The organism is Geodermatophilus sp. SYSU D01106 (assembly GCF_054049995.1).
Genome location: NZ_JBJGYM010000004.1, coordinates 294,491 through 304,318, shown reverse-complemented (window position 1 = coordinate 304,318; position 9,828 = coordinate 294,491). Strand labels below are relative to the sequence as shown.

12 protein-coding genes are annotated in these 9,828 nt (G+C 75.0%); 3 read left to right on the top strand and 9 right to left on the bottom strand.

Translation table 11 applies throughout. The features are described 5' to 3' along the window. Nucleotides 1-102 precede the first annotated feature (102 nt). From ACI78R_RS06915 to ACI78R_RS06905, 3 genes are all read right to left on the bottom strand, one after another. Nucleotides 103-1,125, bottom strand: a complete 1,023-nt coding sequence (locus tag ACI78R_RS06915; protein ID WP_457040116.1) for an acetamidase/formamidase family protein — start codon at nucleotides 1,123-1,125, stop codon at nucleotides 103-105. Beyond that, entirely contained in the window at nucleotides 1,122-2,564 is a 1,443-nt protein-coding gene (locus ACI78R_RS06910) for an APC family permease (RefSeq protein WP_457040115.1), read from the bottom strand. The genes ACI78R_RS06915 and ACI78R_RS06910 overlap by 4 nt, the downstream gene beginning before the upstream one ends. Nucleotides 2,565-2,654: 90 nt before the next feature. Then, nucleotides 2,655-3,686 (bottom strand): ABC transporter substrate-binding protein, encoded by a 1,032-nt coding sequence (locus ACI78R_RS06905; RefSeq protein WP_457040114.1) that lies wholly within the window; start codon nucleotides 3,684-3,686, stop codon nucleotides 2,655-2,657. 21 nt (nucleotides 3,687-3,707) lie between these two features. On the opposite strand from ACI78R_RS06905, the gene ACI78R_RS06900 reads away from it, so the two are divergent. Further along, on the top strand, nucleotides 3,708-4,178 hold the full coding sequence (locus ACI78R_RS06900; RefSeq protein WP_457040113.1) for a MarR family winged helix-turn-helix transcriptional regulator: 471 nt from the start codon (nucleotides 3,708-3,710) through the stop codon (nucleotides 4,176-4,178). A gap of 24 nt (nucleotides 4,179-4,202) precedes the next feature. Here ACI78R_RS06900 and ACI78R_RS06895 read toward each other — a convergent pair whose 3' ends face one another. Both ACI78R_RS06895 and ACI78R_RS06890 read right to left on the bottom strand, forming a co-directional pair. Then, nucleotides 4,203-4,508: a hypothetical protein gene (locus ACI78R_RS06895; RefSeq protein WP_073419285.1), complete on the bottom strand. Its 306-nt coding sequence runs from the start codon at nucleotides 4,506-4,508 to the stop codon at nucleotides 4,203-4,205. 72 nt (nucleotides 4,509-4,580) lie between these two features. Then, nucleotides 4,581-5,159 carry a hemerythrin domain-containing protein gene (locus ACI78R_RS06890; protein ID WP_073419286.1) on the bottom strand — a complete coding sequence of 193 codons (579 nt, stop codon included), beginning with the start codon at nucleotides 5,157-5,159 and terminating at the stop codon, nucleotides 4,581-4,583. Nucleotides 5,160-5,247: 88 nt separating this feature from the next. On the opposite strand from ACI78R_RS06890, the gene ACI78R_RS06885 reads away from it, so the two are divergent. Next, complete coding sequence (locus tag ACI78R_RS06885; protein WP_073419287.1) at nucleotides 5,248-5,517, top strand: hypothetical protein; 270 nt, start codon at nucleotides 5,248-5,250, stop codon at nucleotides 5,515-5,517. A gap of 3 nt (nucleotides 5,518-5,520) precedes the next feature. Here ACI78R_RS06885 and ACI78R_RS06880 read toward each other — a convergent pair whose 3' ends face one another. Together ACI78R_RS06880 and ACI78R_RS06875 are read right to left on the bottom strand one after the other, a co-directional pair. Beyond that, complete coding sequence (locus tag ACI78R_RS06880) at nucleotides 5,521-6,702, bottom strand: acyl-CoA dehydrogenase family protein (RefSeq protein WP_073419288.1); 1,182 nt, start codon at nucleotides 6,700-6,702, stop codon at nucleotides 5,521-5,523. Nucleotides 6,703-6,756: 54 nt separating this feature from the next. Further along, nucleotides 6,757-7,263, bottom strand: a complete 507-nt coding sequence (locus tag ACI78R_RS06875; protein ID WP_457040112.1) for a mycothiol transferase — start codon at nucleotides 7,261-7,263, stop codon at nucleotides 6,757-6,759. A 92-nt stretch (nucleotides 7,264-7,355) separates the two neighbouring features. Here ACI78R_RS06875 and ACI78R_RS06870 point away from each other — a divergent pair, with 92 nt between their 5' ends. After that, the gene (locus tag ACI78R_RS06870; protein WP_073419290.1) at nucleotides 7,356-8,387 is read left to right on the top strand and encodes an ion channel; all 1,032 of its coding nucleotides are present in this window, start codon (nucleotides 7,356-7,358) and stop codon (nucleotides 8,385-8,387) included. 1 nt (nucleotide 8,388) lies between these two features. Here the strand turns inward: ACI78R_RS06870 and ACI78R_RS06865 are convergent, their stop codons facing one another. Both ACI78R_RS06865 and ACI78R_RS06860 read right to left on the bottom strand, forming a co-directional pair. Next, entirely contained in the window at nucleotides 8,389-9,630 is a 1,242-nt protein-coding gene (locus ACI78R_RS06865) for a protein kinase domain-containing protein (RefSeq protein ID WP_457040111.1), read from the bottom strand. 39 nt (nucleotides 9,631-9,669) lie between these two features. Then, nucleotides 9,670-9,798 carry a hypothetical protein gene (locus ACI78R_RS06860; protein WP_281248055.1) on the bottom strand — a complete coding sequence of 43 codons (129 nt, stop codon included), beginning with the start codon at nucleotides 9,796-9,798 and terminating at the stop codon, nucleotides 9,670-9,672. Between the last annotated feature and the right edge of the window lie 30 nt (nucleotides 9,799-9,828).

Here is a 9,828-nt window from a genome sequence, read left to right as displayed (position 1 = left end):
CCCCCCCCCCCCCCCCCCCCCCCCCCCCCCCCCCCCCCCCCCCCCCCCCCCCCCCCCCCCCCCCCCCCCCCCCCCCCCCCCCCCCCCCCCCCCGGACCGGGGTCAGCGCTGGGCCAGGTAGGCCGCGGCGGTGGCTCGCAGCCGCTCGTGCACGCCGTCGGCCGCCGTCGCGCCCGGCAGGTACCGCTTGGCCAGCTTCGCCACCATCGTGTAGTTGGTGTCGACGACGTTGCCCGCCGGCGCGAGCCCCGCCTGGCTGACCAGCTGGAGGGCGTCGAGCCGGTCCCAGCCGGTGAGCTCGGCGGCCCAGGTGACCAGGTCGTGCTGGCTCACCCGGTAGGCGTCCTCCAGCGGGCGCACCGACCCGGTGGACATGAGGAACTCGTCGGTCTCCAGCCGCGGCCAGGCGGGCCCGCCGCCCTTGACCAGGTCCACGACGACGACGGTGCGCATGGCCGACTCGACCGCCGTCCCGCAGACCTCGCCCTCGCCCTGCCGGCAGTGCCCGTCGCCGATGGACAGCTGCCCGCCGGGCACGTTGACGCCGAAGTAGGTGGTCGTGCCGGCCCGCATCTCGGGGGTGTCCATGTTCCCGCCGTGCGCACCCGGCGTGATGCTGGCGAAGACCTCCCCTGAGGCCGGTGCGACGCCGATCGTGCCGTGCATCGGGTCGAGCGGGAGCTCCACCTCCGGCCCGCCGCGGCGCGGCCGGAACAGGCAGGTGCCGCGCTCCCGGTCGATCTCGTAGAGCCAGACCAGCTCCTCGAGCGGCTCGTGCAGCATCGCCGTCGAGTGGGTGGTGGTCAGCGCGCCGAAGTGCGGGAACGTGCTGGACACCGCCCAGTCGCGGGCCGGCGCGATGTCGACCAGGTGCACGGCCAGGGTGTCACCGGGCTCGGCGCCCTCGACGGCGATCGGGCCGGTGACCGGGTTGAGGTAGGGGAACTGGCAGACCACGCTCGGCAGGTCGTCGACGCCGCGCACCTTGCCGGCGTAGCAGTCCTCGGTGGTCAGCTCGACCACCGTGCCGGGGGCGACGGTCAGCAGCGGCTCGCCGCCGCCGAAGGACCACCGCCACTGGTCGGGGGTCGGCTCCAGCGAGACGACCTCGAGGGACTGCGTCACAGCTTCTCCTCCGCACGGATCTCGGGCTTCCGGCCGGTGAGGAGCAGGAAGGCCATGAGCCCCAGGCCGACGAGCAGCCAGACGAAGCCCAGCCGCTGCGCCGTCACCTGGGCGTTGACGACGACGTACACCAGGATGGCGAACCCGAGGACCGGGACCACCAGGTGCAGCCACCAGTTCCGGCTCCTCTGCCGCAGCACGTAGTGGACGACGACGGAGACGTGCAGCAGCAGGAACGCCGACAGCGCGCCGAAGTTGACCAGGGTGGACAGCAGGGTGATGCCGTCCTCGCGCGTCGTCATGTACCAGCCGAGGACGAGCGAGACGGCCGCGACGAGCAGCGTGGCGTTCACCGGCACCCGGCGGGTCGGGTGCACCTTCTTGAGGAACGCCGGCAGCTGCCGGTCGCGCGCCATGGCGAACAGCAGCCGCGAGGTGGCGGCCTGGGCGACCAGCGAGTTGGCGAAGCCCCACGCGACCGCCGTCGCCACCGCCGTCAGGGTGCCCAGCCACGCGCCGCCCGCGACCTCGGCCGCGTCGTAGAAGGCGGTGCCGGCGGCGTCGCCCTCGGCGATGAGGGTGTCCGGGTCGGGCACGAGCAGGGCGGCGACCCAGGTCTGGACGATGAACAGCGTCCCGGCCAGCGCCAGCGCGGCGATCATCGCCTTGCCGATCGAGCGGGCGGAGTCGCGGTTCTCCTCGGCGAGGGTGGAGATGCCGTCGAAGCCGAGGAAGCTCAGCACCGCGACCGACACGGCGCCGAAGACCAGCTCGAGGGAGAACGTGTCGGCGTCGTAGATCGGGGAGAGGTCGAAGCCGCGGCCCTCACCGGAGGCCAGCGCGACGACGCCGATCACCAGGAAGATCGCCAGCACGATGAGCTCGCCGACCAGCATGATCTTGTTGACCCGCGCCGTGAACTCGATGCCGAAGTAGTTGACGACGGTGTTGAGCACGACGAAGCCGATCAGCCAGACCAGCACCGGCACCGAGGTGATGATCGAGTTCATCGCGATCGCGGCGATGAGGTAGAGCAGCGCCGGGACGAGCACGTAGTCGAGCAGGATCATCCAGCCGGCGATGAAGCCGACCGGCTGGGCGATGCCGCGGCCGGCGTAGGTGTACACCGACCCGGCCATCGGGAACGCCCGCGACATCTGCGAGTACGACGCCGCGGTGAAGGCCATGGCCAGGGCACCGATCGCATAGGCGAGGGCGACCATGCCGCCCGACGCCTGGAAGACGCCGCCGAAGATGCCGAACGGCGCGATCGGGACCATGAAGACCAGGCCGTAGACCAGCAGGTCGGTGAAGGTCAGGGAGCGCTTGAGCTCCTGGCGGTAGCCGAACTCCTCGACGCCGGCCGCGCCGGCGGCGGGCACCGCTCCGGCGCCGGTCCCGGACAGGTCGGGTGAGTGGGTGGTGCGGGGGTCGCTCACGGCTCCTCCTCTCGGCCGGCTCGGGGCCGGACGCGGGGGAGGGTAGACCCCAGTTGTTTCCAACTGGAAGCACCGGTGTCTCGGTGGTGTCTAGCCGACCTCGCGGAAGACCAGCCCGTCGGCGCGCGCCAGCCGCGACGGCGCCGGCCGGGCGGGCGCCGCGCCCCCGCCCGCGAGCAGCGCGGCCGCGGTGCGGACGCCGTCGTGCACGCCGCGGGCGTAGGCGCAGACCACCGGCGCCGACGGGCCGGCGCGCGCGGCGAGCCGCTCCTGCAGGTCCAGCTGGCCCTCGTCGCCGGTGCCGTCGGCCGCGGCGAACGACGGCATGCAGGCGTAGAGCTCGCCGGTGCCGTCGCCGCCCACGGCGTAGAGGCCGTTCTCCTCCAGTGCGCCGGACAGCCGCACCACCCGCCGGTCGAGCCCGGCGCGGGCGAAGGCGCGGTTGAAGGCCACGAGGTCGCGGCCGACCAGGCTGAGCAGGACGGCGTCGGCCCGGGTGCGGCGCACCAGGTCCAGTGCCGGGCCCGGGTCGGTCGGGCCGAAGGGGACCAGCCGCTCGCCGACCACCTCGGCGCCGAGGTCGGCGAGCACGGCGCGGGCGGCGCGGTGCACGGCCTGCGGCCACACGTAGTCGGTGCCGAGCAGGACCCAGCGCCGTGCCCGGCGGGAGCGCACCAGCCAGGCGAGCGCGGCGGCGTGCTGGGCGAGCGGGGACGAGCCGATGCGCAGCACGCCGGGCCGCGACCGGCCGCCCTCGTGGGGCGGGGTGAACACGTACCCGGCCCGGCCGGCCAGCGCCGCGGCGACGGCCCGGGAGACGTCGCTGGTCGAGAAGCCGACGAAGACGTCGACGGCGCCGGCCGCGTGCAGGGCCGCGACGTCGGCCGCGACCTCCGCGGGGCGCCGGCCGGCGTCGACGGCGACCAGCTCGACGGCGCGCCCGCGCATCCCGCCGGCGTCGTTGAGCTCGTCGGCGGCGAGGCCCGCGAGGTCGAGCGCGGAGGGCGCCGTCATCGCCAGCGGGCCGGAGAGCGGGACGGCCAGGCCGACGCGCACGACACCGGGGGAGCGGCCGGTGACCGCGGCCTCCCAGGCGTCGATCGGGACGGTCGGTCCGGGCACTCCCTGAGTATGGTGCGGTCCATGTCGGTCGAGCAGCAGGCCCCGGGGTCCCCCGTGCCGCCGGCGACCGCGCCGTCGCTGGTCGAGCTGCTCGCCGTCGTCAGCCGGAGGGTGGCCCGCGGGGTGGGGGCGGTGCTCACCGAGGACGGCGCCACGCTCGACACCTACCGCCTGCTGCGGGCGCTCGGTGCGGGCCCCGGCCGGACGATGACCGAGTTGTGCGCCGCGCTGGCCGTGCCGGCGGCCACCGCCACCCGGCTGGTCGACGGCCTCACCGACGCCGCGCTGGCCTACCGGCTGCCCGACCCCGAGGACGGCCGGCGGGTGCGCGTGCACCTGTCCGCGCGCGGGCGGACGCGGCTGGACCGGCTCGAGGCGCTGGTGGCCGCGCACGAGGCGGCGCTGGCCGCCGAGCTCGGTGCCGGGCGGGTGGCCGCGTTGACCGCCGCGCTCACCGACCTGGCGACCCCGCCGGAGCCCGCGGGGTCCTGACCGCGGGATCCGGACCGGCGGAGCTCACTCCGCCGGCGGGAGGACGCGGGGGACGAACACCTCGTCGATCGGGCGCGGGCCCACGTACTGCCGGCAGGTACAGGGCACCCACGTGTGGCCGGCCCAGCGCCCGCGCTTGTCGTAGGCGTCGCGGCGCAGCTCGGCGTAGCAGGTGTTGGTCTCGGTGTCGTGCTGGCTCAGCGTGTGGCCGCAGCCGCAGACAGGCTGCGGGTTGGCCGGGGGAGCCGGCGGCCGGCGCCGCCCGACCCGGCCCGCCAGGAACCCGGCGGCCAGCAACGCCGCACCGACCACCAGGCTGACTGGTTCCACCGCTGATCTCCTCCCACCGCGAACGTCCTCCCGACGGTAACGCCGGGAGCGCGGCCGGGGTGCCGGAGGAGCTCAGGCCTCGTGCCGGCCCCGCCCGCTCACCGCGTCGCGCAGGTGGTCGACGAGCGCCGCCACCGGGCCCAGCGCCGTCCGGATGCCGCCCTCGTTGGGCACCAGCGGGTGCGGCCGGGTGGGGGAGATGGCCTTGATGCGCTCCACCTGCTCGGCCATCCGGACCAGCTCGGCGTGGTCGAAGCGGGCCTTGAGCTCGGTGAACATGCGGCCCTCCTCGTGCTCGACGTGCTCCCGGATCTCGGTGATCAGCGAGCGGATGCCGGCGTCGTACTGCGGGTCGGCGGGGTCGAGCCGCTCGAGCTGCTTCATGGTGTGCTCGGCCTGGTCGTGCTCGTGCTTGGAGCGCTCTGCCTCCTCGGCGTCGACCTCGGCCTCCACCCGCGGGTAGACCTGCGTCTCCTCGGCCACGGAGTGCTTGACCAGGCCGATGCTCACCTCGTCGACGAGGGCGCGCTTGCGCTCGAGGTCGGCGGGGTCGGTGCTCCCCAGGAGCTGCTCGAGCTCGCGGAAGATGCGGTCGAACTCGCGGTGGTCGGCGCTGAGCAGTTCCACCACGTCGCGCTGCGTCTCGGTCACCCCCCGTCGGTTCCCCCGCCGGGACGGCGGCACACGCTCACCCGGACGGCGGGTTTCGGACGGTTGTGGCGCGGGGCACAGCAGGGACGTGGAGTCCTACGCGGTCGGGTTCGCGCGCCCGGACCGGTGGTCGCAGAACAGCCAGGGGTCAGCGCGGACCCCGTGGCACGCCGTACCCGCGCTCCGTCCGCTCCGCGAGCTGGACGGCGAGGTGGAGCTCGCGCTGTGCGGCGCGATCACCCAGATCTGGGGCGGGCAGCAGTGGAGCCGCGTCGGGGCCGGCCGCACCGGCTGCGCCGAGTGCCGCCGGCTGTCCGGACTCGCCTTCGAGGTCGCGCAGCTCAGCCGCGCCGGGTGACGATCAGCGGCGCCGGCCGCTGATCGCCGACAGGCCTGTGATCTCCCGGCCGACGATGAGCGCCTGCACGTGGTCGGTGCCCTCGAAGGTGTAGATCGCCTCGATGTCGGCGTGGTGCCGCGCGATGTGGTGCTGCAGCAGGATGCCGTCGCCGCCGAAGAGGTCGCGGGCGTCGGCCACGATCTGCCGCGCCGTCGCGCAGCAGTGCCGCTTGGCCAGCGACGCCATGGCCGCCGTCATCCGGCCGGCGTCGGCCAGGCTCGACAGCCGCCAGCACATCAGCTGCATGTTCGTGATCTCGGCCAGCATCGTGGCGAGCTTCTCCTGCACCAGCTGGTAGCCGGCGATCGGCTGCCCGAACTGCTCGCGGCCCAGGCAGTGCGCCAGCGCCAGCTCGTAGGCGGCCATCGCCACGCCCAGCGCCCGCCAGGCGACGGTGTAGCGGGTGCGGTCGAGGATGGTGGAGACGTCCTTGAACGACCGGCAGTTCTCCAGCTTGTTCTCCGCCGGCACGCGGGCGCCCTCGAGGGTGATCTCCGCCTGCCACACCGCCCGCAGCGCCGTCTTGCCGGTCATCACCGTCGCGGTGAAGCCGGGCGTGCCCTTCTCGACGACGTAGCCGCCGACCTGACCGTCCTCGTCGCGCGCCCAGATGAGCACGTAGTCGGCGATCGACCCGTTGCCGATCCACTTCTTCTGCCCGTCGAGGACGAAGACGTCGCCGTCGCGGCGGGCGGTGGTCTCCAGGGCGACGGCGTCGCTGCCGTGCCGCGGCTCGGTCAGCCCGAACGCGCCGATCTTCTCCATGCGCGCCATCTCCGGCAGGAACCGCTCGCGCTGCTCCTCCGAGCCCAGCAGCGCGATCGACTGCATGGCGAGGAAGCTGTGCACGCCGTTGAACGTGCCGATGCTGCCGTCGGCGCGGGCGAGCTCGGCGGCGACCAGCCCGGCGGCGACCGCGCTCATCCCCGGCGAGCCGTAGCCCTGCACCGTGCCGCCGGCGATGCCGAGTTGCGCGAACCCGGGCACGAGCTCGAAGGGGAACTCCGCGCGCTCCCAGTAGTCGTTGATGCGCGGGGTGACCTCCTTGGCGCACCAGTCCGCCACCCGGTCGCGGATCTCGAGCTCCTCGGGCGCCAGCAGCTCGTCGAGGGCGTAGAAGTCGGTGCGCTCGGTCTCGGCCACGCACCGACGCTACGCGCGGGCGGGGGATGCCGCCGGTCGTGTGGGCGGCTCCGGTCAGGCGCCCAGCAGGCCGCGCACGTAGGCCGCCTGGCCCACGTGCTGCAGGTCGTCGGACAGGACGCTGACCAGCCGGACGCCGAGGGTCACCGGCGGGTCCCACCGCTCGTCGACGACGCGGTCGAGGTCCTCGTCGGTCAGCCCGCCCAGGTACTCGGCGCTGCGGGCGGCGACGGCGTCGGCGTACTCGAGCAGCAGGTCCGCGGACGGCACCCGCAGCGCCTCGACCTCCAGGCTGCTCATCCCGTAGCCGGTGGCGGTGTCGTCGGCGGGGCGGCCGAAGCGGGCGGCGAACCCCTGCGCGGTGTAGACCTGCTCGCTGCCGGCGACCTCGGCGACGTGGTCGTCCTGCACGCGCAGCAGGTGCCAGGCCAGCCAGCCGATCGGGTTGGCGTCGGGCGCGACGCGCGCGGCGAGCTGCTCGGGGGTGAGGCCCTCGACGGCGGCGCGCAGCGTCTCGCCGATCTGGGAGTAGGCGTACGTGAGGAGGTCGCGGGTGCGCATGGCGCACCGCTACCCGCCCCGCTCGCGGGGGACGCCTGGCGCCGCGGCGGAACGGTAGGTTGCGGTGTCCGCCGCGCCGTCGAGGAGCCCCGTTGCCGTTCTTCCTGCACCGGTTGCTGCGCTTCGCCCGCATCCGGCTGCCGGGCTGGCGCCTGCCGCTGGCCGTGGCGCTCGCCGTCTTCCTCACCAGCTGGGGGCTGATGGCGCTGGCCGAGCCGGCGGGCAGCGAGCTCGTCGCCCCGGGCAACTACTGGTGGTACTTCGTCGTCACGGCCGCCACCGTCGGCTACGGCGACTTCTTCCCGGAGACCCTCGCCGGCCACGCCGTCGGGGCGTACGTGATCGTCGGCGGGATCGTCACGCTGACGCTGCTGTTCACCGAGCTGGCCACCGCCCTGCAGAACGCGCGGGGCAAGCGTCTGAGAGGGGTGGTGGCCCTGGACCTCCGGGACCACGTCGTCGTCCTGGGCTACACCGCGGGCCGGACCGAGCGGATCGTCGCCGAGCTGACCGTCGAGCCGGGTACGCAGGTCGTGCTCTGCGCCCACGACGACGTGCCGGGCAACCCGATGCCCGAGCAGCCGGCCGTCTCCTTCGTCCGCGGCGACCTCACCCGCGCCGACGTGATGGAGCGCGCCTGCGTCGCCCGCGCCCGCACCGCCGTCATCGACGGCCGCGACGACAACGAGACGCTGGCGATCGCCGTCGCCGTCGACCACGCCAACCCGGGCGTGCACATGGTCGCGGCGGTGCGCGACCTCAGCCGGCGCGAGACCCTGCGCTACGTCAACCCCGGCGTGCAGGTGGTGCAGTGGCACATGCCGTTCCTGCTGTCGGAGGAGGCGGCCGACCCGGGGCTCACGCAGGTCTACAACGAGCTGATGACCGCCGGCGGGCACGGCAACACCTACTCGGTGCCCGTGCCGGCGGGGTGCCGGCACCGCAGCTTCGGCGACGTCCAGACCGCCTTCGGCCGCGAGCACGGCGCCACCGTGCTGGCCATCCGCACGGGCGAGGGCCTGCTGGTCAGCCCCGCCTGGGACACCCCGCTGCCGGAGGGCGCGACGCTGTACTACGTGGCGGCCAGCCGCCTGGACCCCGCGCGGCTGCTGCAGCGCGCCTGACTCACCAGACGCCGAACGCCGCCGCCAGCAGCGCCACGGCCCCGCCGAGTGCCGCGAGCACCGCGAGGACGGCGAGCACCACCGGGACGACGACCCAGCGGCGCTTGAACCGGCGGCGACGCGCGGCCGGCCGCGGGGGTGCGGCCACCGGCGGCGGCGGAGGGGCCGGTCGCGGGGGAGCCGGTCGTGAGGGAGGCGGGGCGGCCGCGCGGGCCTGCTTCTCCGCCTTGCGCTCGCGGCGCTTGTCGGCGAGGTGGCGGGCCTGGTCGCGGGCGTCGCGGGCCACGGTGCCGATGACCGAGGCGAGCGCCCGCAGGTCGTCGACGTCGAAGCGCTCCACCTGGCCACCGAGCGAGGGCGCGTCGCCGCGCGGCGGGCCGTCGGCGGCCGGCGGCGACCACGCCTGCTGCGGCCCGGCCTCCTCGGCCACCCGGCGCAGCGCCGTCCGGGTGCGCGCGACGTCCCACCGCTCGGCGACGTCGCGGGTGAGCAGGCCCTCGAGCACCGGGCCCAGCGGCCCGGCCAGCCGGGGCGGCTCGGGGTCCTCGTGGACGACGGCGAACAGCGTCGCCATCGGCTCGGGCCGGTCGAAGGCCAGCCGCCCCTCGACGGCGGTGTAGAGCGTGGCGCCCAGCGACCACAGGTCGACGGCGGGGCCCGGCTCCTCGCCGCGCGCCCGCTCCGGCGACATGTAGGCCGGCGACCCGAGGATCGCGCCCGACGTGGTGATCGAGGGGTTGCCGGTGGCCGTGGCGATGCCGAAGTCGGTGAGGTGGGCGGCGCAGTCGGCGCCGACGAGCACGTTGGCCGGCTTCACGTCGCGGTGCACGATCCCGGCGGCGTGCGCGGCCTCCAGCGCCTCGAGGACGTCGAGGCCGATCCGCGCGACGGTGGGCCAGGGCAGCGGGCCCGAGCGCTGCACGACCTCCTGCAGGCTGCGCGCGTCGACGTGCTCCATGACCAGCCAGGGCCGGCCGTCCTCCTCGACGACGTCGTAGAGCGTGGTGACGTTCGGGTGCAGCAGCCGGGCCGCGGTGCGCGCCTCCCGCAGGGTGCGCGAGCGCAGCGCCTCGCGCTCGTCGTCGCTGAGGTGCGTGGGGAACACGACCTCCTTGAGGGCGACGGGCCGGCCCAGCACCTCGTCGGTGGCGCGCCAGACGACGCCCATCCCCCCGCGGCCGATCACCTCGGTGACGGTGTAGCGACCGGCGACCAGCCGTCCGGTACCCGCTTCGGCGGACATGCGGGGACAGTACGCCCGGGGTCGTGCCCGCGTCCCGGCTCAGGCCGGGTTCGCGGGCTCTTCCGGGTCGCTCTTGGCCTCGAGGTCCGCGGCGACCTCCGGCGTCTCCATCTCCAGCGCGATGTCGCGCGGCTGCGGGGTCTCCGGGTCGGGCTGCGGCGTCGTCATGCCTGCAGCCTGCCCCGGATCGCGGCCGCC